Genomic DNA, 21117 nt, shown 5'->3' with positions numbered 1-21117 from the left:
TCTCCCCGGTGGACGGGGGGAGGCCAAGCGTACTGACCAGAAGGGGGAAGACATGACGAGGAAGCACTGGACGTTGATCGTGCCGGGGGCGCTGCTTTGCGCTTCGCCGGTCTATGCGGTCGATCTGCGCGACGCGGTTCAAGCCGCACTGACGAGCAATCCCGAGATTCGGCAGGCCGTCGCCAACAAAGCGGCAACCCGCGAGGAACGCCGCCAGGCCGAGGGCCTGTGGCTGCCGCGCGTGTCGGTCGAGGCATCGGCGGGCGTGCGCAAGCTGCGCAACCCGACGCGTCGTGCGCTCGGCATCGCCGGCGATCGGCTTGAGCCCGTCGAAGGCCAGGTGGTCGTCGACCAATTGCTGTTCGACATGGGCACCCGCAACGCCGAAATTCGTCGCCAGGCATCGCGCACCGACGCCGCCGCGGCGCGCATCGAAGAGCGCAGCGAATATGTCGCGCTCAACGTCAGCCGCGCTTACATCGACTATCTGCTGCAACAGCGGCTGGTCGCGATCGCGTCGGACAATGCGACCTTCCACGAACGGCTTGCCGGCGACCTTCGCGAAGGCGTGTCGCGCGGATCGATTTCGATCGCCGATCAGCAGCAGGCCGAAGAGCGCCTTCAGTCGGCGCGGGCCCGGGTGACCGAGGCGCGCGAAGACCTCGACACTGCCGGCATCCAGTTCCAGACGCTGACCGGCGTTCCGATCGACCAGGTCACCATGCCGCCCGACCTGGCCGCCGCCATGCCGGCGTCGCTGGCTGAAGCGGAAGCAGTGGCCCGCGACAACAACCCGCGGGTTCAGGAAGCGATCGCCGACCTGTCGACCGCGCGCGAAGTCGTGACCGTCGCGCAGTCGGAGCTTGGACCGCGCTTCAACCTTGAAGGCACCGCCCGCTACGGCGACGACATCGACGGCTTCCAGGGTCGCACCCGCGACCTCGGCGCGCGCGTCGTGATGCGCTGGAAAATCTTCGACGGCGGCACCAACACCGCCAACGTGCGCGAGCAGAAGCATCGCGCCGACGAAGCGCACGCCCGCCTGTTCCAGGTCACGCGCAGCGCCGAGGAGGACACCCGCGCGGCATGGAGCCGGCTGACCAACCAGACGCGGTTGGTGAGCGAGCTCGAAACGCAGAGCCGCGTGTCGGACGACCTGCTGCTGTCGTATCGCGAGCAGTTCAACGTCGGCCGCCGTTCGCTGCTCGACGTGCTGGATGCGCAGAACACGCGCCAGAACGTCCAGGCACAGGCCGAGACGGCTCGCCTTGCCAAGCTCTACGCCCAGTATCGGGTGCTCGCCGCTTCAAACCGCCTGATCGAGGCGATGGGCGTGTCGATGCCGACCGCGGCATGGAGCGACGAGCGGTCGCGCTATCGGGTCAATCCGATCCCAGCATCGGATCGCCAGGAAAACAGCATTCCGTATCCGCGGATGGGTCCGCCCGACACGGTAGGAACGACTACGGCCGCGGCGCCGGTTGCCGAGCCGGTTCCGGTCGAGCCCGTTCCCGCGGAGCCGGCCCCGGCGCCGGTGGACGGACAGTAAGTGAAAGGGACGGGTGTTGAGTATCATGCAATGGCTGGAATCTGCGCCTTCGCGTGAGATCGACCCCGTCCTCGAATGCCTGAGTTACGTTGCCCGGCACGCGGACCGACCATCTTCCCCGGTCTTGCTGCGTGCCGGATTGGCGCTCTCGGCGACCGGCTCGTTGCCGTTCCACCAGATCGAGCCCGCGCTCGAGCAGGTCGGAATGCGCGGCGAGCCGTTGTCGCGTCGCCGCCTGGCCGGCTGGCGGCTTCAACAGCTTCCCGCCATCGTCGAATTGAGCGACGACCGCGCGATCGTGCTGATGGAGATGAAGGGCGGCGAGGCCTTGGTCTTCGCGCCCGGCACGGCCGAGGCGATGTGGGTCCCGACCGCGGACCTCGAACCCCTCTTCACCGGCCAGGCGGTCGCGATCGAAGCCGATCCGACGCGTGAACGCGCGGGCGAGCGCCCATGGGACAAGGTCCGGCGCACCCACTGGTTCTGGTCCGAAGTGTGGAAGGTGCGCCGCGAATTCTGGCCGGTGCTTCTGGCCGCGCTGATCGTCAACCTGCTCGCGCTCGCGGTGCCGCTGTTCACGATGAACGTCTACGATCGTGTGATCCCGAACAAGGCGATTCCGACGCTGTGGGTGCTCGCCATCGGCGTGGTGCTCGCGCTGACCTTTGACTTCATCCTGCGCATCGCGCGGTCGCAACTGGTCGACGAGATCGGTCGGCGGCTCGACGCCAAATATTCGCAGAAGCTGTTTGAAAAGGTGATGAACCTGCCGATGGCCGAGCGTCAGGGCTCGACCGGCGCGTTCGCCAAGCGGATCAGCGAATATGAAGGCGTTCGCGACTTCTTCGCGTCGACCTCGGTCGTGCTGGTGGTCGACATCGCTTTCCTCGGCATTTTCCTAGTGCTGATCGCGATCATCGCGGGACCGCTGGTGTTCGTGCCGATCGTCGGGATCGCGGCAATGATCGCGGTTGGCTTCGTCCTCCAGCGGCGCATGTCGAGCGCGGCGATCGACGCGCAGGCCGACAGTTCGCTGCAGCATTCGGTGCTGGTCGAATCGATTGCGGGCATCGAAACGCTCAAGTCGGCGCGCGCTGAAGGCCAGATGCTCGGTCGCTGGCGCCGCTACGCGTCGATGTCGGCGGCGACGCAGGAACGGATGCGTCGGCTGACTTCGGTCGCGGTCAACCTGGCTTCGATCTGCCAGCAGGCGATCAGCGTCGGACTAGTGGTCGGCGGCTTCTATCTGTTCAATGCCGGCGACATCACCATGGGCGCGATCATCGCGATCGTCATGCTCGCCGGGCGCGCGATGTCGCCGATCGGCCAGTTCGCCTTCCTGATCACGCGCGCGCGCCAGTCGATGACGACGCTCGATTCGCTCCAGCGGATGATGGATGCGACCGACGAGCGGCAAGTCGCGGCGCGCAGCATCGTTCCCGAAGTGCGCGTCGGACAGATCGACCTGAAGCACGTCAACTTTCGCTATCCGGGCGCGAGCATCGACAGCCTGAGCGATATCGACCTGTCGGTTCGGCCGGGCGAGCGGATCGCAATCATCGGGCGCGTCGCATCGGGCAAGTCGACGCTCGGCCGCCTGATGTGCGGGCTCTATGCGCCGACCGATGGCGAAATGCTGGTCGATGGGCTCGACAGCCGTCAGTATCACCCGCACCAGCTGCGCGACGAGTTCCGCTTCGTCGGGCAGGACGCCGAGCTCTTCTCAGGCTCGGTGCGCGACAATCTGATGCTCGGCGCGGCCAAGGCCAACGACCAGCAATTGATCGACGCGGTGGTGCGATCGGGCGCGGACATTTTCCTGTCGCGCGACGCGGCGGGCTTCGATCGTCCGGTGGGTGAGCGCGGATCCTTGCTGTCAGGCGGGCAGCGTTCGCTGCTGGTGCTGGCGCGCGCGCTGGTGTCGCCGTCGAAGATGCTGTTCCTCGACGAGCCGACTGGCGCGATGGACACGCAGACCGAAATGTATTTCATCGAGCGGCTGAAGACGGCGCTGGCGCCCGACCAGTCGCTGATCGTGTCGACTCACCGCCACAACATGCTGTCGATCTGCGACCGCCTGATCGTGATCGACGCTGGCCGCATCATCGCCGACGGACCGCGGGACGAAGTGATGGGCCGCTTGGCCAACGCCACCAACAAGGAAACCATCCAATGACCGCCGCCAAGATCGTTCGCAGCCGCCTCGCCGTGGGCGGGATGGTGATTGCTGCGCTGCTGGCGGTCGTCGGTGGCGCGAGCTTCACCGCGCAACCCACGCGTGCGTCGGCACCTGTGGCCGCGCTGATCGCGCCGGGGCAGGCCGCCAAGCTAGTCGATGCGACCAGCGGCGAGCATCTGGTCGATACGCGCGCGACGGGCGACAAGGCCAAGCTGATCAACGCGTCGATGCCGTTCGCGGGCGGGCCGATCGCGGCGGCGCGGCCATTCGACTTGGCGAATGCCGACCCGACCGACCATCGCCGCGCGTTGCTGTGCCTGACGCAGGCAGTCTATTACGAGGCCGGGTTCGAACCCGTCGATGGCCGCCGCGCGGTGGCGCAGGTCGTGCTCAATCGGATGCGCCATCCGGCCTTCCCGAAGTCGGTGTGCGGGGTCGTCTACCAAGGCGCTCGCCAGCCGGTCTGCCAGTTCAGCTTCACCTGCGACGGTTCGCTGTATCGTGCGCCCGCGCTGGGCGCGTGGAAGCAGGCCGAAGCGGTCGCCAAGGCGGCGCTGGCCGGATATGTCGAGCGCTCGGTCGGGGCGGCGACGCACTACCATGCCGATTATGTCGCGCCTTACTGGGCGCCGATGCTGTCCAAGATTTCGAAGCTTGGCGCACACATCTTCTACCGCTGGCCCGGCGCGTGGGGTTCCACCGCAGCATTCACGGGTCGCTACATCGGGGAGCCGGCAGATCCGTCGGCGCTTCGTCCGCCGCTCCGCGAGGCCGTTCTTACCGACGGTACCGTCGTCGCGACCGAGGAAGTTCCGGTCGTCGCCGGTCCGCCGATCGCACGCGCCCCGAATGACGTCGGCGGGCTACTCGATACCAGCAAGGGCTGGACGCTCAGCATCCCGATGCCGTCCGAAACCGGCGCCGCGTCGAAGGCGATCGCGGTCCAGCAGGCAGTGACCACTCCCGTGCCGGCGGCCCCGGCGGCCGTCATCGCGGCGCGATAGTTCAAAGGCGACACGATCATGGCCACCCTTCCTTTCGATAGCGCCGTTCGGGCCAAGCGCCGCGAACCGCTGACCGGTGCGCGGCTGATCATCGTGTCGGTCGCGGTCGGCTTCGCGCTGTTCATCCTGTGGGCGATGCTGGCGCAGGTCGACGAAGTCACCGCGGGCACGGGCAAGGTGATCCCGTCGAGCAAGGTTCAGCTGATCCAGGCGTCGGAGCCGGCGACGGTTCGCGAGCTGATGGTCCGGTCGGGTCAGCGCGTTCGTCGTGGACAGCTACTCGCACGACTGGACGATACGCAAAGTTCCTCGGAGCTGGGCCAGATTCAGGCGGAAACCGCCTCGCTGTCCGATCGCGCCAGTCGATTGCAGTCGGAAGGGATGAACACCGGCATTTCGGGCGGCGGTGACGAAGCGGCGCTCAGCGCGGTCCGTCGCCAAGCGCTTGGCAGCCGCGTGTCGGCGCTTCGCTCGTCGGCCGAGCAGCGTCGCCGCGAGGCGGCAGAAGCCAATGCCACCATCTCCAGCCTGCAGAGCAGCGTCGCACTGGCGCAGCGCCAGGTCGAGATGCTCGAGCCGCTCGCGGCAAAGAACATCGTTCCGCAGACCGAACTGATCACCGCGCGCCGCGAGGTTGTCGACCTTCAGGGTCGTATCGCCGCCGCGCGTGAGCAGGCCAACCGCGCCAATGCCGCGGTCAGCGAAGCGCTGAGCCAGGCCAACGAGGCGCAGTTCACCTTCCGCCAGGACGCGCTCAACGAACGCAGTCAGATCAACGCCAAGATCGCGGTCAACCAGCAGTCGCTGCGCGGCGCGCGCGGACGTCTCGACCGCAGCGAACTCCGCTCTCCGGTCGATGGCGTGGTCAACGACGTGCAGGTGACAACGATCGGCGGCTTCGTGCAGGCCGGCGAAAAAGTCATGGAAGTCGTCCCGATGGGCGACAAACTGCTGGTCGAGACGCGAGTCAAGCCGAGCGACATCGCCTTCATCAAGGTCGGCGACCGCGCGCTGGTCAAGGTCACGGCCTATGACTTCTCCTCCTACGGCGGGCTCGACGGCCGCGTGGTGCAGGTGTCGGCCGACAGCATCTACGACGAGGTCGAGCGCCAGGCATTCTTCACCGTCATCGTCGAGACGACCCGCAGCTATCTGGTCGCGTCGGGTCGCCGTTTGCCGATCACGCCGGGCATGATGACCGACACGCAGATCATCACCGGGCGCAAGAGCGTGCTGAGCTATTTGCTCAAGCCGGTGCTGAAAGCCCGCAGCGACGCGCTGCGCGAACGCTAGATCGTGAAGGGGGTCGGCGCGGGGACGAGGCTGACCGACGTGCGCACAACTTCGGGTAAATCTCGATCGCCCGACGCCGGCTCGAAGCGCGCGTCGGCGATCGCGATCGGCGTCTGCGGCTCGTAGCTGGCATAGGTGACCGGCGGCATCGCGTTGCGGCGATATCCGTGGGTGTAGGTTCGCGCCTCAGTGAAGGTCAGCACCGGCCGGTAATCCGACATCGCGCTGGAATCGACGATCCGATCGGTGCCGTTGTCGAGCACCAGGAAACGACCTTCGCTGCGGACGACGAGCACGGCATGATCGGCGCGGCGTAGCGTGTCTTTAAGAACAACAAGGTAGAGGTCCTTGTCGGCCAAGCCGGCGGCGCGAAGCAGCGCGCGCTTGGCGATCGCATAATCCTCACAATCGCCACGTCCTCGCGACAGCGTTTCGGACGCCGCCATCCAGCGGTCGCCGACCCCGAACTGCACGCGGTCGTCGACGAAGCGGACGCGGGCGTTGACGTAGGCGTTGATTGCCTCGATCCGCTGCGTCTCGTCACTTGATCGGAGCGAGGCCGCGAAGGCGCCGGCCTCTCCGCCAATGCCGCGGCGCGCGACGGCGTCCCAGCGGCGGTCGAGCGGGCTTCCGCCGATCGATAAGGCCACGCTGTTGAAGACGTCGGGCTGGTCGGTAGACACCGGCGCCGGCGCAAAGCGCTGAATGGCGGGTCGATAATAGGGAAGCGTCGGGGTCGAAGCCATCGCCAGGCGTGTCGGTTGTGCCGACTGCTGAGCGAGGATCGCGCCAAGCGCGCTGCCGCCGCCGAGGATCGCCTCGGTCTTCGACATGCTCCGGGTTGGCGGGGCGATCTGCGCCGCGGCCGCGACGGGTACGAGCAGGGCCGCGGCGGGGACGATCCCGGCGATCCAGCGGCGTGCGTTGCGGAGCGAAGCCTTTGCCATGTCGCTGCTTTTCGCAGGACAAGACCAACAGGCGGTGAAACCCTATGGTAAAAGCGGCGCTAACCTATTGGCGATTCTCGACCTTGGCGAGGAAGCGGTCGACCATGTCGTTGAAGACGCGCGGCTGCTCCAGATTGGTAAGGTGACCGGCGTCGGCGATGACTTCCAGCGACGCGCCGGGGACGAGTTGGGCCAGGTCTTCGCTGAGCGCGAGCGGCGTAATCGCATCCTGGTCGCCGCAGAGCATCAGCGTCGGGCAGTCGATCCGCGCGGCGCGGTCGTGCTGGTCGGCGAGCCATACCGCTGCCGCGCCGAGGCGATAGGCGGCGGGATCGATCCCGGCCATCGTGGCGATGACTTCGGCGCGCATCGCGTCGGTCGCGGCGGAGCCAAGGAGCAGTCCCGCGCGGGCCTCCGCCAGGTCGCGCATCGACATCGCCTGACTCGCCGCAACCGAACGGTCGTGGATCGCCTGGCCTTCCGGATGAACCGCGAAGCTGTCGGCGAGGACCAGCGAGGCGCAGCGCTCGGGCGCCGCGGCGGCCATGGCAATGGCGACCACGCCGCCGAGCGACAGGCCGCAGACGTGCGCGCACTTGATTCCAAGAGCGTCCATCGCCGCAAACACCGCCGCGGCAAAATCGTCGCGCGTGGCCTCGGGGAGCGGTGCGCTTTCGCCATAGCCGGGGTAGTCGATGGCGATGGCGCGGCGGTCGGTGCCGAAATGGGCAAGCTGCGGCGCCCACACCGACTTGTCCGATCCGACCCCGTGCAGGAAGACGATCGGGATCGCGGTGCCATCCCCACGCTGGTCGATGCCGACAGGGCCGAGACGGGTGTCGATTTGTGCCATGGCCCACGCCCTAGTCGGCGGCGCGGCGGCTTTGCAAGCATCGCGCCGCCGACTAGGCTCTCGCCATGACCAGCATGACCGTCAACGGCGAGGCCATTCGCTACCGGCTCGATCCTGAGACGCCATTGCTGTTCGCGCTTCGCGACGCCTCGAACCTGACCGGGACCAAGCATGGCTGCTACAGCGGCGATTGTGGGACCTGCACGGTGATCGTCGATGGGCGCGCGATGCTGTCGTGCCAGTTGAGCATCGCCGCAGCCGAAGGCGCCGACGTGACGACAATCGAAGGACTATCGGCCGACCGCGCGCATCCGCTCCAACAGGCGTGGGCGGCCGAGCAGGTCAGCCAGTGCGGTCGCTGCGACCCGGGCTTCATCATGGCGCTGGCGGCGCTGATGCGCGCGACGCCCAATCCGTCGCCCGAGCAACTGGCTACCTTGCCGAACATCTGTCGCTGCGGCGCGACGCCAAGGATCATGAAGGCGATCGCGCGCGCGGCTGCGGCCAGCGCGGCGCTCGCGGCTCCGCCCCGGCCGGCGCCCAATACTGAACGAAACGCTTCACCGTCGTTAAGCGTCGGCTCATCGGCGGAGGCACAATCTGCATCCGACGGCAATTGATGCCGGATCTTCGTGCCGGAGGTTCGAGATGCGTAAGTTTCTAATGGGATTGATGGTGGCGTCGGCGCTGGTGCCGGCAGCGGCGGTTGCGCAGGACGCAGAGACTCGCGCCGAGCGGATTCGCGAACGCGGCGACCGTGCGGCGCGCCCGGCGCGCGATCGCCCGGCACCCGAACCGCGGCAGGAACGCGCCGCCGAACCGCAGCGCGAAGAGCGCCGCGAACTCGTCGCCCGCGGTGCGCGGGAACAACGCCGGGGCGACGTCGAGCAGACCCGCCGACAGGTTCGTCCGATCGGCGGGGTCGTGGGGCGCGTCCGCGATGCGACCCTGCAATCGATGCAGCAGAATGAGATCGAGCGGCGCAACGACCGTAGCCGCGACGGATCGCGCGACCGTGATCGCGACCGACGCTGGTCGGGTGACGACCGCACCAACGACGGATCGCGCGACGGCGATCGCCGCTGGTCGGGCAACGACCGCCGCGACGGGCAGCGCTGGAACGACAACGACCGTCGCGACCGCGATGGCGTGCGGACGTGGCGTGGCACCGACAATTGGCGCGGCGACTGGCGCCAGGATCGCCGCTATTCGTGGCAGCGCTATCGCGACCAGAACCGCTCGCTGTTCCGGGTCGGCCGCTATTACGATCCATACGGCTGGGGCTATCGCCGCCTGTCGATCGGCTTCAGTCTCGGATCGAGCTATTATGGGTCGAATTATTGGCTGAACGATCCGTGGCAGTATCGCCTGCCGCCGGCCTACGGACCCTATCGCTGGGTGCGTTACTATGACGATGCGTTGCTGGTGAATATCTACACCGGACAGGTCGTCGACGTGGTGCACAGCTTCTTCTGGTAGACGAACGGCGGTCATTGGTCGAAGGGGCGTTGCGGCATGGCCGCGGCGCCCCTTTTGCGGCGTGCAATGGATGGGGCGCGAGCGCGCCTGAAACAGGGGTGTGACCGCGATGACGACCAAGCTTCTTCTGGCCCTTTCGACCGCCGCGATCGCGCTGGCGGGATGCACGACCGGTACCACGCCCGCGCCGGTCGTGGACGCGCCGCCGATCCCCGTTGCCGAGACCGCCGCGCCAGCTGAGTCCGCGCACGACCGCCTGTTCCGCATCTTCAAGGAAAGCGACGAGGCGCAGCTGAAGCGCAACCCGCTGTCGGCACTGTTCCGCGGGGACATGCGCTACGCCGACCAGTTCGGCGACTACATCAGCGACGACTATTACGCGGCCGAGAAGGCGGCGGGCGAGGCCGACCTCGCCGCGCTGCGCACCGTCGATCGCGCCAGCCTCAATCCGACCGACCAGCTTGCCTATGACGTGTTCGAATTCACGACCAAGGATACTCTGAAGAATTACGACCCCGCGATCCTGGCGCTGACCGAGGTTCGCCCGATTAACCATTTCTCGGGCTTCCAGACGTTCTACCCCAGCTTTTCGAGCGGCAGCGGCGGCGCGCCGTTCAAGACCGTTGCCGACTATGACAATGCGCTCAAGCGGCACGAAGGCTATGTCCGCTTCCTCGATGCCGCGCTGGCGCGCTTTCGCGAGGGCGAAGCGAGCGGCGTATTCGAGACCAAGCTGACCACGCGCAACATGATCGAGCAGTTCGATACGCAGCTGAAGCAGAAGGTCGAGGATTCGCCCTTCCACGCGCCGATCGTCAACCTGCCCGCGACGTTCAGCGCCGCCGACAAGGCGCGCCTGACCACCGCCTATCGCGCCGCAATCACCAACGACCTTTACCCGGCGATGAAGCGGCTGCGCGACTATCTGTCGGCAAGCTATCTGCCCAAAGCGCGCGAAGGCGTCGGCCTGATGTACATGAAGAGCGGCCAGCAGCTTTACGGCCACCTGATCGAACAGACGACGACGCTGCCGCTGACGCCTGACGAAATCCACCAGACGGGCCTGAGCGAAGTCGCGCGGATCCGGGCGGAGATGGAAAAGGTCCGCACCGAGGTCGGCTTCAGGGGCGATCTGCCCAAGTTCTTCGACTATCTGCGGACCGATCCAAAGTTCAAGAAGCCGACGCGCGCCGCGTTGACGCAGGTCTATTACGACGTCGGGAAAACCATCGACGCCAAGCTTCCCACCTATTTCTCGACCATCCCGAAGGCCAAGCTGGAAATCCGCCCCTACGAGGAATTCCGCGAGAAATTCCAGGCGGGCGGAAGCTATGAGCAGGGCACGCCCGACGGCTCGCGGCCCGGCATTTTCTATTTCAACGCCTACGATCTGCCGTCGCGGACGATCGTCGGCGCGACGACGCTCTACCTGCACGAAGGTTCGCCGGGGCATCACTTCCAGATCAGCCTGGCGCAGGAGAATGAGGCGCTGCCGGCGTTCATGCGCTTTGGCGGGAACACCGCCTATGTCGAAGGCTGGGCGCTCTATGCCGAGACGCTGGGCTACGACATGGGCGTGTTCAACGATCCCATTCAGCGGCAAGGCACGCTCGACGACGAGATGCTGCGCGCGATGCGGCTGGTGGTCGACACCGGGCTTCATTCGAAAGGTTGGACCCGCGACCAGGCGATCGCCTACATGCTGGCCAACAGCAGCATGGGCCGGACCGACGCCACCGCGGAGGTCGAGCGCTACATCGCCATCCCGAGCCAGGCGGTCGCCTACAAGACCGGGGCGATGACCATCCAGCGCCTGCGCCGCAAGGCCGAGGCGGAACTGGGGCCGAAGTTCGACATCAAGGCTTTTCACGCCGAAGTGCTGATGACCGGATCGCTTCCGCTCGCGATCTTGGAGCAAAAGATCGACCGCTGGATCGCCGCGCAGAAAGCGTCCTGACCGTCGATTAACGGCGGTGGTCGTTCGACCGGCGGCATGGCTCGACGTGTGTTATTGGTGTAACACGCTACAGACCATGCCAGCCAAGGAACGACCATGATCTCTGTCACCATTTTCGCGATCGCCGCGGCGATGTCCGCGGGGCAACCGGTTCCGACTGCCAAGCCCGCCGTCGCCGTGGACGACGCGGCATCGCTCAAAGATGCGCCGTTGCAGTCGGGCGAGGGACGCGCAGTTGCGACGAAGCTTGCCGACGAGCTGACCCAGAACTTCGTCTACCCCGAGCAGGGCGGACGTTATGCGGCCATGCTTCGCGCCAATGCGGCGGCGGGCAAGTATGACGCGGGCAGCCGGGGCGACCTGGCCACGCGGATGACCGCCGACCTGATGGCGGTGCAGAAAGACGGCCACCTCGGCGTCTCCGTCGCTGAGCCTCCGCGGCGGCGCGATGGTGGCGAGGGCGAGTGGAGAGGACCACCGCTGATCCAATCGGCGAAATGGCTTGCGCCCGGCGTCGCCTACATCCGCTTTACCGCCTTCATATCGACCGACGAGGAAGTCGCGCCACCCGTTCGTTCATGGCGAAGCATAGCGACGCGAAGACGATGATCTTCGACCTTCGCAGTCATCATGGCGGGCGGCTGGGCGAGATGGACGAGATCTTCCCTTATCTGTTCGCCGCGCGGACTCCGCTGGTGACCCTGGAAATGCCGCGATCGATCTTCGACCGGCACGGATCGCCATTCGGGGAAGCGGCGACTCTCGAGTTCGCGAAGGACGCCGACCATGTCCGCGCGACTCACGTCGCACGACCTGGGAAGGCGACGCCGCTGCGCGATGCAACAATCTATCTCCTCACCTCGAACGTGACCGGGTCGGCGGGCGAGCATTTCGCACTGGCGTTCAAGTCGACCGGGCGCGGCACGCTGATCGGCGAGGCGACAGCGGGCGCCAATCACTTCGGCGGGCCAACGCCCATCGGCGAAAATTTCACCGCCTTCATGCCGGTCGGAAGGACGTTCGACGTGAAGACGGGCAAGGATTGGGAAGGTGTCGGCGTCGCGCCTGACATCGCGGTGCCGCCCGAAACGGCGCTGGTCGTCGCGCTGGAAAAGGCCGGGCTCTCGGCGACCGAAGCGCGTCGCATCGACGCGACCGAAAAGCCCGCCGAACCCGTGCACCGCGACAAGCTCAGGGCGCGCTAGCAGCGACCTTCGAAGCCTGTCGCGCGACCCATGCACCGATCAGCGCGCCGGCGAGGAGGACGCCGGCCGCGATCAGGAAGCTCAAGCCCGGCATGGTCGTCGCCGACAGCGTGTACACCCAGCCGAAAAACAGCGGCGACATCACGCCGGCAATGCTGGCAACGCTGTTATTCGCACCCTGCAATTGGCCTTGCTCGCTTTCGCTCACCCGCTGGGTCATCAGCGATTGCAGCGTCGGCATCGCCAGCCCCCAGATGGCGTTGGGGAACATCGCGGCGATGAAGGCGAGTGGCGTCGGGGCCAGGCCCATGCAGGCGATCCCGACCGCGCCGCCGATCAGGCCGATGACCATCGTCCGGCGGTCGCCAAGCTTCTTGACGACGCGCCCGACGACCAGACCCTGCACGAGCATGTCGAGCACGCCGACCATCGCGAGGAGCAGCCCGACCTCGAGCGCGCCCCAGCCGTACCGCGCCGCGGCATAGAGCACAAACACCGCCGAGAAGACGTGATGGGCGAAGTAGAGCAGGAAATTGACCACGGCCAAGCCCGACAGTTCGGGGTGCGAGCGGAGCAGGCGGAGCGCGCCGAACGGATTGGCGCGGCGCCAGCTGAACGCCATGCGCTTCTCGGGCGCGAGCGATTCGGGAAGCACGAACAGGCCGTAGAGGAAGGCGAGCCCCGACAGCGCCGCGGCCGCCCAGAACGGCACGCGCGGTCCCCATTCGCCGAGCACGCCCCCGACCAGCGGCCCTGCGACGAAGCCCGCACTGAAGGCGGCGCCGATCAGGCCGTAGGCGCGCGACCGCTCTTCGGGCGGCGTAATGTCGGCCATGTAGGCGAAGACGGTGGTGAAGCTGGACGAGGTGATCCCGCCGAGAATCCGGCCGAGCGCGAGCCACCAAAGATTCGGCGCCAGCGCCATCAGCACCCAGTCGGCGGCAAGACCCGCAGTCGACAGCAGGATCGTCGGACGGCGGCCATAATGGTCGCTCAGCGAGCCGATAATCGGCGAGAAGATGAACTGCATCGCCGCCCATGCCGCGACCAGCGCGCCGTTCCACAGGCCCGCGCTGGCGTTCGATCCAGAAAATTCCTCAATCAGCGCGGGCAGGACCGGGATGACGATCCCCATCGCCATGATGTCGAGCACTGCGGTGACGAAGATGAAGGCCAGCGCCGGCTTGAAACTCCGCGCCACGGCCGAAGACTCTAGGCGAGCGCTTCGGCGATGAGGCGGCGGCTGTTGTCAATGCCGTAAAGCGCGATGAAGCTGCCCATGCGCGGGCCCTGCGCGGACCCGAGCAGCACTTCGTAGAGTGCCTGGAACCAGTGGCGCAGGCTTTCGAACTCGTGCCGCTTGCCAACTTCGAACACGATGTTCTGTATCTCGTCTCCCGGCGTGTCGGGATCAAGTTTCGCCAGTTCGCCGTCGAGGTCGCGAAGCGCGGCCGCTTCGATTTCGGTCGGCGCGCGGCGCTTGAGCGTCGGGGCGACGAAATCGCGATTGAAGGCCAACGCCAAAGGTATCAGCTTCTCGAGCTCGGGAAACGCAATGGCTGTCGCGTCGGCATAGCGCGCCAACATTTGCCAGATGCGATCTTCGTTTGCGTTGGCACCTAGAACGCCAGCGACATTCAGGAGCAGACCGAACGAGACTGGCAACCCCTCGGTCGGGACCTTGCCGCCGTGGATGTGATGCACCGGGTTGCCCAGCTTCTGCTCGATCGGCTGGTCCGCATATTTCTCGCGCGACTGGTAATAGTCGTCGACCGCGCGGGGGATGACGCCGATGTGCAGGCTCTTGGCCTTCTTCGGCTCGCGGTAGGCGAAGAAGGCGAGGCTCTCCTCGCTTCCATAGGTCAGCCACTGCTCGAGGCTAAGGCCGTTGCCCTTCGACTTCGAAATCTTCTCGCCCTTTTCGTCGAGGAACATCTCGTAATTGAAGCCTTCGGGCGGGCGGCCGCCGAGGACGCGCGCGATCTTGCCCGACTGGATGGTCGAATCGATCAGGTCCTTGCCCGCCATTTCATAATCCACGCCCAGCGCCACCCAGCGCATCGCCCAATCGACCTTCCACTGAAGCTTCGACAGGCCGCCGAGCGCCGATTGCTCGATGCGGGCGCCGTCTTCGTCGGTGAAGGCGATCGTGCCGGCGTCGGCATCGACCACGGTGACGGGCACCTGCAGCACCCGGCCCGAAGTGGGCGAGATCGGCAGGACCGGCGAGTAGGTCAAGCGGCGTTCTTCGCGCAGCGTCGGCAGCATCACGCCGAGGATGTCGTCCCAATGGCGCAGAACCTGGCGAAGCGCGTCGTCGAAGCGACCCGAACGATAGGTGTCGGTCGAGGAGACGAACTCATAGTCGAAGCCGAACCGGTCGAGGAAGCGACGAAGCATCGCGTTGTTGTGATGCGCGAAGCTTTCATATTCGCCGAACGGGTCGGGAATCTGCGTTAGCGGCTTGCCGAGGTTCGCGGTCAGCATCTCGCCATTCGGGATATTGTCCGGGACCTTGCGAAGCCCGTCCATGTCGTCGCTGAACGCGATCAGGCGCGTCGGCGCGCCGCCGGTCAGCTCGGAATAAGCGTGGCGCACCATCGTCGTGCGCAGCACTTCGTTGAAGGTGCCGATGTGCGGCAGGCCCGAGGGGCCATAGCCGGTTTCGAAGATGATCGCCTCACCGTTCGGCTTTCCGTCAGGCCAGCGCTTGAGCAGCTTTCGCGCTTCCTCATACGGCCAGGCCTTGGCTGCGATGGCGGCAGTGCGAAGATCAGCGGCGCTCAACTGTTGCCCTTTCGTTCCGGCCCCTCCATGACGGGGGCGTCGTGGCCGTTCCTTTGCCTCTTCCGTCCCTCCATGCAACCCATGCCGGCATCTGGATTGCCGAGCGTGGCGCGGTGCGCGAGGTGCCGCGCGGGCAGGCGATCGGCCGGCTGGCGGAGACGCCGCATATCCTGCTTAACGCGCCGCTGGTCGGGCAGCGGCTGGGCACGCCCGAGGTATCGGGTCTCGACCTGCTCGAACTATTCGCCTTCATCCATCCCGCGCGGTTCGCGGTTCCGACCGTCGCCGGCATGGCGCGCGCGGTCGGAGTCGAGCCGCCCGCGCGCGACGAAGAGGCTGCGCCCACGCTGATCGCGATAGCCGACGCACTGCTGGCGACGCTCGACAATCCGCACTGGCCCGAACGCGAGGGGGCGTGGACCGCCAATGCCACGTTGGCGCGACTGGGCTGGCCATGGGCGCCGCTGATCGGTGCGCGGCTGGCCCAGCCCGAGCGCGGTGAGCGGATGCTATTCACGCGGCTGCCGCAGTGGGAGGAAGGCGCCGAACGCCCGCCGCCGCGGACGCTGTCGATCCCGGTCGGCGAGGCGCGCAGCGCGCTAGGACGGCTCACGGGTAAGGGTGCCGAGCCGCGCGAGGGGCAGGCGGCGATGGCCGAATCAGTCGCCTCGATCTTTTCGCCGCGCCGGGCGGCGGGCGAGCCGAACATGCTGCTCGCCGAGGCGGGCACGGGCATCGGTAAGACATTGGCCTATTTGGCGCCGGCGTCGCTGTGGGCGGACCGTGCCGGCGGGACGGTGTGGGTGTCGACCTACACCAAGGCGCTGCAGCGCCAGCTCGATGCCGAGGGGCACAAGCTGTTTCCCGACGCCGCGGAGCGCAAGAAGCGGATCGTCGTCCGCAAAGGGCGAGAGAATTACCTTTGCCTGCTCAACTTGGAAGACGCGATGCAGGGCGCGTTTCTCGGGCGCGCGGCGATCCTGGCGCATCTGGTCGGGCGGTGGGCGGCGTACAGCAAGGACGGCGACATGGTCGGAGGCGACCTGCCCGGCTGGCTCCCCAGCCTGTTCCGCCGGGCGGGAGCGACCGCGCTGACCGACCGTCGCGGCGAGTGCGTCTATGCCGGCTGCCCGCATTATCGGAAGTGCTTCATCGAGCGCGCCGAGCGGGCGGGACGCGAGGCCGACATCGTCATCGCCAACCATGCGCTGGTGATGGTCAATGCGGCACGCGGACGGCCCGACGCGCCGACGCGGATCCTGTTCGACGAAGGCCATCACCTGTTCGATGCCGCCGATTCGACCTTTTCCGCGGCGCTGACCGGGCAGGAAGCGATCGAGCTTCGTCGCTGGATCGTCGGCCCCGAAGGAAAGTCGCGTGGCAGACGGCGCGGGCTATCGGCGCGGTTGCTCGACGTCTGTTCGTACGACGACCAGGGCAACGAGGCACTCGACGCGGCGGTCGAGGCGGCGCGGGCACTGCCGTCCGATGGCTGGCTGCAGCGCTTGTCGGAGGGCGATCCGTTCGGGCCAGTTGAAAAGCTGCTGCACGAGGTTCGCGGCACGGTCTACGCGCGGTCGAAGGCGCAGGAAGCGGGCTATGGGCTGGAAACCGAGTTGGCCGAACCCGACGGCGCGCTGATCGCGGCGGCGGCGGGCGCGCTGGAGGCGCTCGACGCGCTGGCGCGGCCTCTCGCTGAGCTTTCGCGGCGGTTGGAAGCGATCCTCGAGGATGCGCCCGACTGGCTCGATTCGGCGGCGCGGGCACGGGTTGAGGGGGCGATCAGCGGGCTGACCTGGAGGCGCGAAACGCTCGCGGCGTGGATCGCTCTGCTTGGGCGGATCGGATCGTCGCCCGACCCCGATTTCGTCGACTGGCTGGCGATCGACCGGGTCGAAGGGCGCGAATATGACATGGGGCTTCATCGTCACTGGCTCGATCCGACGCGGCCGTTGGCGAAGGCGGTGCTTGAGCCCGCGCATGGGGTACTGGTTACGTCGGCGACGTTGCGCGGAGCCGAGGGCTGGCCAAGCGCCGAAGCGCGAAGTGGCGCCGCGCATCTGGCGGGCAAGGCCGGGCATTTCGAAGCCGCGAGCCCGTTCGATTATGGCGCGCAGTCCGAAGTGCTGGTGGTTACCGACCTGCCGCGCGGCGACCTTGCCGCATTGGCGGGGGCTTATGCGCGGCTAATCCAGGCGGCGGGGGGCGGGACATTGGGCCTCTTCACTGCGATCCAGCGATTGCGCGGGGTGCATGCGCGGATTGCCGACCGGCTGGCGCGGGCGGGCCTGCCGCTATTGGCGCAGCACGTCGATCCGATCGACACCGGGACGCTCGTCGACATCTTCCGCGACGACCCGCGCTCATCGTTGCTCGGCACTGACGCGCTTCGCGACGGGGTCGACGTGCCGGGTGAGTCGCTGCGACTGGTGGTGATGGAGCGGGTGCCGTGGCCGCGGCCGACCGTGCTTCATGCGGCGCGGCGTCTGGCAGGCGGGGGCAGCGCCTATGACGACCGGCTGGTTCGGGCGCGACTGGCACAAGGGTTCGGCCGACTGATCCGCCGACAGGGCGATCGCGGCCTGTTCGTGATTTTGTCGAGCGCGATGCCATCGCGACTGCTGACGGCGTTTCCGCCCGAAGTATCGGTGTCACGCCTGCCGCTCGACGCGGCGCTGGCGCGGGTTCGTCAGCGCCTATTCGGCGAGCGCGGCGGCGAGCGAGTTGCGGATCGCGATCAGGCGGTTGCGGTCGATCCCGGGAGCGACCTTCGCCGCGACTGACGGTGCTGGAGCAACCGGCGCCGCGGCCACCGGAGCAGGCACGTGGACAGGCTCGTCATCGCCCTGCAGCGCCTTCTGGGCGCCCTTGACGGTGAATCCCTGCTCGTTGAGCAGACGATGTATCCGCCGCGCGAGCGCGACGTCGGCGGGGCGATAATAACGCCGATTGCCGGCGCGCTGCAGCGGCTTGAGCGCTGGAAACTTGGTTTCCCAATAGCGCAGGATGTGCTGCGCGACGCCAAGCTCCGCACTCAGTTCGCCGATGGTGCGAAACGCATCCGGCGCCTTGCCGCCGCTGTCCACGCCTGTCCGCCTACTTCGCGATTCGGTCGCGCATGATCTGGCTGGCGCGGAAGGTCATCACCCGCCGCGGCGCGATCGGCACTTCGACGCCGGTCTTCGGATTGCGCCCGATCCGTTCGCCCTTGTCGCGCAGGATGAAGGTGCCGAAGCCGGAGATCTTCACGTTCTGGCCTTCGCTGAGCGAATGGCACATGTGATAGAGAATGCGTTCGACCACGCCGGCGCTCTCGGCGCGCGACAGGCCCAGGCGGTTGTGAACGATGTCCGAAAGGTCGGCCCGCGTCAGCGTCCCCGACTGCAGTCCCGGATGCGAACGGGCAATCCCCGCGTCTGCCATAAATTTCTCCGCCCCCTTGTTGGCGCACACTCGCGCCGATCGTTACGCTATCGCAAAGTTGCCATGTCGGCAATTCGACTTTTGGCAGATTTTTCAGTCAGTTCAATATCGGATTGCGGCAGCGCCCCACGTAAAGCCACCGCCCATCGCTTCCAGCACCAACAGGTCGCCGCGCTTGATTCGCCCATCCTTCACTGCGACGTCGAGCGCCAGCGGCACCGAGGCGGCGGAGGTGTTGGCGTGGCGGTCGACCGTGACGATCACCTTGTCGGGCGACAAGCCAAGTTTCTTGGCGGTCGCGTCGAGAATCCGCGCATTGGCCTGGTGCGGGACGACCCAGTCGACATCGGCGGGCGTGAGGCCGGCGTCGCCAAGCACTTCGTTAAGCACGGCGGCGAGGTTCGTGACCGCGTGACGGAAGACCTCGCGGCCCTTCATGCGCAGCTTGCCGACGGTGCCGGTGGTGGAGGGGCCGCCGTCGACGAACAGCAATTGATTGTGACGGCCGTCGGCGTGGAGCTTGGTCGAAAGGATGCCCGATTCGCCGTCCTGGCCTTCAAGGACGATCGCGCCGGCCCCGTCGCCGAACAGGACACAGGTGGTGCGATCTTCCCAGTCGAGGATGCGGCTGAAAGTTTCCGAACCGATCACGAGCGCGCGGCGGGCGCTTCCCCCGCGGATCATCGAATCTGCGACCGAAAGCGCGTAAAGGAAACCCGAGCAGACCGCGGCGACGTCGAACGCGATGCAATCGCCGATGCCCAGCATCGTCTGCACCTTGGTCGCGGTGGCGGGAAAGGTCTGGTCGGGTGTGGCGGTGGCCAGCACGATCAGATCGATGTCGGTCGCGGCGATTCCAGCGGCCTCAAGCGCGCGGCGGGCGGCGTCTGCCCCAAGCGTCGCGGTGGTCTCGCCTTCACCGGCGATGTAGCGCGTGCGGATTCCGGTGCGCTCGACGATCCACTCGTCGGACGTATCGACTTGCTCGGCCAGTTCGGCGTTGTCGACACGGCGCGCGGGTAGCGCAGACCCGGTTCCCATCACCACGGATCGAAGGGTCATTCAGCCGGCTCGTCGTTGAAGGCATGGGCGCGGAAGTTGTCGAGATCCTCGCCGATCTTGCGTGTGATGTCGTTCTTCACCAGCGACGCCGCGACCGCGATCGCATTGGCGATGCCCTTCACGTTGGCGCCACCATGGCTTTTCACCACCAGGCCGTTGAGGCCGAGGAAGACCGCGCCATTGTGGTTGTTGGGGTCGAGGTGGACCTTGAGCAGATTGAGCGCGGGCTTCGACAGCGCGAAGCCGGCCTTCGAGCGCAGCGACGAGGTAAAGGCGCGGCGCAGCAGGTCAGTGACGAAGCGCGCGGTCCCTTCGGCGGTCTTGAGCGCGATGTTGCCCGAGAAGCCGTCGGTCACGACCACGTCGACGTCGCCGCGCGACAATTTGTCGCCTTCGGTGAAGCCGTCGAAACGAAGCGGAAGATAGCTCGCCTCGCGCAACAGCGCGGCGGCCTCTTTCAGCTCGCCGGTGCCCTTGAGTTCCTCGGTGCCGATGTTGAGCAGCTTCACGCGCGGCTTGGCGACGCCGAACACGCTGCGCGAATAGGCGGCGCCCATGACCGCGAACTGGACCAGGTTCTGGGCATCGCACTCGGTGTTGGCGCCGAGGTCGAGCATGACGAGGTCGTGATTCATCGTCGGCAGCAGCGCCGCGAGCGCGGGCCGGTCGATGCCGGGCATGGTGCGGAGCGCAAGCTTGGCCATCGCCATCAGCGCGCCGGTGTTTCCGGCCGAGAGGGCCGCGTTGGCGCGCCCTTCTTTCACCGCGTTGATCGCCAAGCCCATCGAAGTGGTCTTGGCCCGGCGGATCGCCTGGCTGGGCTTCTCGCTCGAATCGATCGAATCGGTGGTGTGGTGGATCGTCACCGCCTCGGCCAGCGGACGGTGCTTGGCGAGTTCGGGTGCGATCAGCGCTTCGTCACCGTAAAGGTCGAAGCTTAAGCTGCGGTCCTTGCGCCGGGCGCGGGCCATCCCGCCGACGATGACCGTCGGCCCGATGTCCCCACCCATGGCGTCGATCGCGATTCGCGGGCTTAACGCCACTGATCAGTCACCCTTTCGCGATGACCGGTTAGGCGTCGGTCGAAACGATCTCGCGGCCGTTGTAGTGGCCGCAGGCCGAACAGAGATTGTGCGGAAGCTTCAGTTCGCCGCAGTTCGAGCATTCCTGGAAGTTCACAGGCGACAGCGCATGGTGGCTGCGGCGCATGTTGCGCTTCGACGGCGACGTTTTTCTTTTAGGGACGGCCATCTCGGCTCTTCCTCGCTTAGGGTACCAAAAAAATTGGCGACGCTCCTCGCCATGGCTCCTGAGGGGTGAACCCCAAGGCGGCGGCCGGATTGTCGCGAACGAAGGCGCCCTATAGCGAAATGAGCGGG

Annotated in this window: 19 protein-coding genes; 10 read left to right on the top strand and 9 right to left on the bottom strand. The window is 66.7% G+C overall.

Annotation, left to right across the window (positions count from 1 at the left end; translation table 11 throughout):
• Nucleotides 1-52: 52 nt before the first annotated feature.
• From SH584_RS06065 to SH584_RS06050, 4 genes are read left to right on the top strand one after another with little or no spacing between them, the layout of a single operon-like run.
• Nucleotides 53-1549: a TolC family outer membrane protein gene (locus SH584_RS06065; protein ID WP_324809361.1), complete on the top strand. Its 1497-nt coding sequence runs from the start codon at nt 53-55 to the stop codon at nt 1547-1549.
• Nucleotides 1550-1574: 25 nt separating this feature from the next.
• Nucleotides 1575-3725 (top strand): type I secretion system permease/ATPase, encoded by a 2151-nt coding sequence (locus tag SH584_RS06060; protein WP_324809498.1) that lies wholly within the window; start codon nt 1575-1577, stop codon nt 3723-3725.
• Nucleotides 3722-4732, top strand: coding sequence for a cell wall hydrolase (locus tag SH584_RS06055; RefSeq protein WP_324809360.1), 1011 nt, complete (start codon nt 3722-3724; stop codon nt 4730-4732). The genes SH584_RS06060 and SH584_RS06055 overlap by 4 nt, the downstream gene beginning before the upstream one ends.
• A gap of 18 nt (nt 4733-4750) precedes the next feature.
• Complete coding sequence (locus SH584_RS06050) at nt 4751-6025, top strand: HlyD family type I secretion periplasmic adaptor subunit (protein WP_324809358.1); 1275 nt, start codon at nt 4751-4753, stop codon at nt 6023-6025.
• Here the strand turns inward: SH584_RS06050 and SH584_RS06045 are convergent.
• Together SH584_RS06045 and SH584_RS06040 are read right to left on the bottom strand one after the other, a co-directional pair.
• Nucleotides 6022-6972 carry a transglutaminase-like cysteine peptidase gene (locus SH584_RS06045; protein WP_324809357.1) on the bottom strand — a complete coding sequence of 317 codons (951 nt, stop codon included), beginning with the start codon at nt 6970-6972 and terminating at the stop codon, nt 6022-6024. The two genes, SH584_RS06050 and SH584_RS06045, sit on opposite strands and share 4 nt — an antisense overlap.
• 64 nt (nt 6973-7036) lie before the next feature.
• Nucleotides 7037-7825 (bottom strand): alpha/beta fold hydrolase, encoded by a 789-nt coding sequence (locus tag SH584_RS06040; RefSeq protein WP_324809355.1) that lies wholly within the window; start codon nt 7823-7825, stop codon nt 7037-7039.
• A 65-nt stretch (nt 7826-7890) separates the two neighbouring features.
• Between SH584_RS06040 and SH584_RS06035 the strand changes: the two genes are divergently transcribed.
• From SH584_RS06035 to SH584_RS06015, 5 genes are all read left to right on the top strand, one after another.
• The gene (locus tag SH584_RS06035) at nt 7891-8445 is read left to right on the top strand and encodes a (2Fe-2S)-binding protein (RefSeq protein ID WP_324809353.1); all 555 of its coding nucleotides are present in this window, start codon (nt 7891-7893) and stop codon (nt 8443-8445) included.
• 28 nt (nt 8446-8473) lie between these two features.
• Nucleotides 8474-9304 (top strand): RcnB family protein, encoded by an 831-nt coding sequence (locus SH584_RS06030; RefSeq protein ID WP_324809351.1) that lies wholly within the window; start codon nt 8474-8476, stop codon nt 9302-9304.
• Nucleotides 9305-9413: 109 nt separating this feature from the next.
• The gene (locus SH584_RS06025; protein ID WP_324809349.1) at nt 9414-11261 is read left to right on the top strand and encodes a DUF885 domain-containing protein; all 1848 of its coding nucleotides are present in this window, start codon (nt 9414-9416) and stop codon (nt 11259-11261) included.
• Between the two features lie 96 nt (nt 11262-11357).
• Entirely contained in the window at nt 11358-11870 is a 513-nt protein-coding gene (locus tag SH584_RS06020; protein ID WP_324809347.1) for a S41 family peptidase, read from the top strand.
• Nucleotides 11840-12466 carry a S41 family peptidase gene (locus SH584_RS06015; RefSeq protein ID WP_324809345.1) on the top strand — a complete coding sequence of 209 codons (627 nt, stop codon included), beginning with the start codon at nt 11840-11842 and terminating at the stop codon, nt 12464-12466. Before SH584_RS06020 ends, SH584_RS06015 begins: the two co-directional genes overlap by 31 nt.
• Here the strand turns inward: SH584_RS06015 and SH584_RS06010 are convergent.
• Together SH584_RS06010 and SH584_RS06005 are read right to left on the bottom strand one after the other, a co-directional pair.
• On the bottom strand, nt 12453-13667 hold the full coding sequence (locus SH584_RS06010) for a TCR/Tet family MFS transporter (RefSeq protein ID WP_324809343.1): 1215 nt from the start codon (nt 13665-13667) through the stop codon (nt 12453-12455). The genes SH584_RS06015 and SH584_RS06010 overlap by 14 nt on opposite strands.
• Nucleotides 13668-13678: 11 nt before the next feature.
• Nucleotides 13679-15253 carry a lysine--tRNA ligase gene (locus tag SH584_RS06005; RefSeq protein ID WP_324809341.1) on the bottom strand — a complete coding sequence of 525 codons (1575 nt, stop codon included), beginning with the start codon at nt 15251-15253 and terminating at the stop codon, nt 13679-13681.
• Nucleotides 15254-15294: 41 nt separating this feature from the next.
• Between SH584_RS06005 and SH584_RS06000 the strand changes: the two genes are divergently transcribed.
• A complete protein-coding gene (locus SH584_RS06000; protein WP_324809339.1) occupies nt 15295-18036 on the top strand; it encodes an ATP-dependent DNA helicase in 2742 nt (913 codons plus the stop codon).
• On the opposite strand, the gene SH584_RS05995 is transcribed toward SH584_RS06000, so the two are convergent.
• The 5 genes from SH584_RS05995 to rpmF all read right to left on the bottom strand — a co-directional run bounded on the left by SH584_RS05995 (nt 17950) and on the right by rpmF (nt 20989).
• The gene (locus tag SH584_RS05995; RefSeq protein WP_322842089.1) at nt 17950-18339 is read right to left on the bottom strand and encodes a MerR family transcriptional regulator; all 390 of its coding nucleotides are present in this window, start codon (nt 18337-18339) and stop codon (nt 17950-17952) included. The two genes, SH584_RS06000 and SH584_RS05995, sit on opposite strands and share 87 nt — an antisense overlap.
• A gap of 10 nt (nt 18340-18349) precedes the next feature.
• Nucleotides 18350-18676: an integration host factor subunit alpha gene (locus tag SH584_RS05990; protein WP_322842090.1), complete on the bottom strand. Its 327-nt coding sequence runs from the start codon at nt 18674-18676 to the stop codon at nt 18350-18352.
• A gap of 102 nt (nt 18677-18778) precedes the next feature.
• Nucleotides 18779-19738, bottom strand: a complete 960-nt coding sequence (locus SH584_RS05985) for a beta-ketoacyl-ACP synthase III (RefSeq protein WP_324809336.1) — start codon at nt 19736-19738, stop codon at nt 18779-18781.
• Nucleotides 19735-20781 carry a phosphate acyltransferase PlsX gene (gene plsX / locus SH584_RS05980; RefSeq protein WP_322842092.1) on the bottom strand — a complete coding sequence of 349 codons (1047 nt, stop codon included), beginning with the start codon at nt 20779-20781 and terminating at the stop codon, nt 19735-19737. The genes SH584_RS05985 and plsX overlap by 4 nt, the downstream gene beginning before the upstream one ends.
• A 28-nt stretch (nt 20782-20809) precedes the next feature.
• Complete coding sequence (gene rpmF / locus SH584_RS05975) at nt 20810-20989, bottom strand: 50S ribosomal protein L32 (protein ID WP_322842093.1); 180 nt, start codon at nt 20987-20989, stop codon at nt 20810-20812.
• Between the last annotated feature and the right edge of the window lie 128 nt (nt 20990-21117).

This window comes from Sphingomonas sp. LY29, assembly GCF_035593985.1.
GTDB lineage: Bacteria > Pseudomonadota > Alphaproteobacteria > Sphingomonadales > Sphingomonadaceae > Sphingomicrobium.
The sequence above is the reverse complement of the archived record's forward strand: the minus strand, read 5'-3'. Positions and strand labels throughout refer to the sequence as shown.

Excerpts from the sequence above, each read along its gene's own strand:
- SH584_RS06065 (WP_324809361.1), top strand. The coding sequence starts at position 53 with ATGACGAGGAAGCACTGGACGTTGATCGTGCCGGGGGCGCTGCTTTGC.
- SH584_RS06060 (WP_324809498.1), top strand. The coding sequence starts at position 1,575 with ATGCAATGGCTGGAATCTGCGCCTTCGCGTGAGATCGACCCCGTCCTC.
- SH584_RS06055 (WP_324809360.1), top strand. The coding sequence starts at position 3,722 with ATGACCGCCGCCAAGATCGTTCGCAGCCGCCTCGCCGTGGGCGGGATG.
- SH584_RS06050 (WP_324809358.1), top strand. The coding sequence starts at position 4,751 with ATGGCCACCCTTCCTTTCGATAGCGCCGTTCGGGCCAAGCGCCGCGAA.
- SH584_RS06045 (WP_324809357.1), bottom strand. The coding sequence starts at position 6,972 with ATGGCAAAGGCTTCGCTCCGCAACGCACGCCGCTGGATCGCCGGGATC.
- SH584_RS06040 (WP_324809355.1), bottom strand. The coding sequence starts at position 7,825 with ATGGCACAAATCGACACCCGTCTCGGCCCTGTCGGCATCGACCAGCGT.
- SH584_RS06035 (WP_324809353.1), top strand. The coding sequence starts at position 7,891 with ATGACCAGCATGACCGTCAACGGCGAGGCCATTCGCTACCGGCTCGAT.
- SH584_RS06030 (WP_324809351.1), top strand. The coding sequence starts at position 8,474 with ATGCGTAAGTTTCTAATGGGATTGATGGTGGCGTCGGCGCTGGTGCCG.
- SH584_RS06025 (WP_324809349.1), top strand. The coding sequence starts at position 9,414 with ATGACGACCAAGCTTCTTCTGGCCCTTTCGACCGCCGCGATCGCGCTG.
- SH584_RS06020 (WP_324809347.1), top strand. The coding sequence starts at position 11,358 with ATGATCTCTGTCACCATTTTCGCGATCGCCGCGGCGATGTCCGCGGGG.
- SH584_RS06015 (WP_324809345.1), top strand. The coding sequence starts at position 11,840 with ATGGCGAAGCATAGCGACGCGAAGACGATGATCTTCGACCTTCGCAGT.
- SH584_RS05990 (WP_322842090.1), bottom strand. The coding sequence starts at position 18,676 with ATGGCAGACGCGGGGATTGCCCGTTCGCATCCGGGACTGCAGTCGGGG.
- SH584_RS05985 (WP_324809336.1), bottom strand. The coding sequence starts at position 19,738 with ATGACCCTTCGATCCGTGGTGATGGGAACCGGGTCTGCGCTACCCGCG.
- rpmF (WP_322842093.1), bottom strand. The coding sequence starts at position 20,989 with ATGGCCGTCCCTAAAAGAAAAACGTCGCCGTCGAAGCGCAACATGCGC.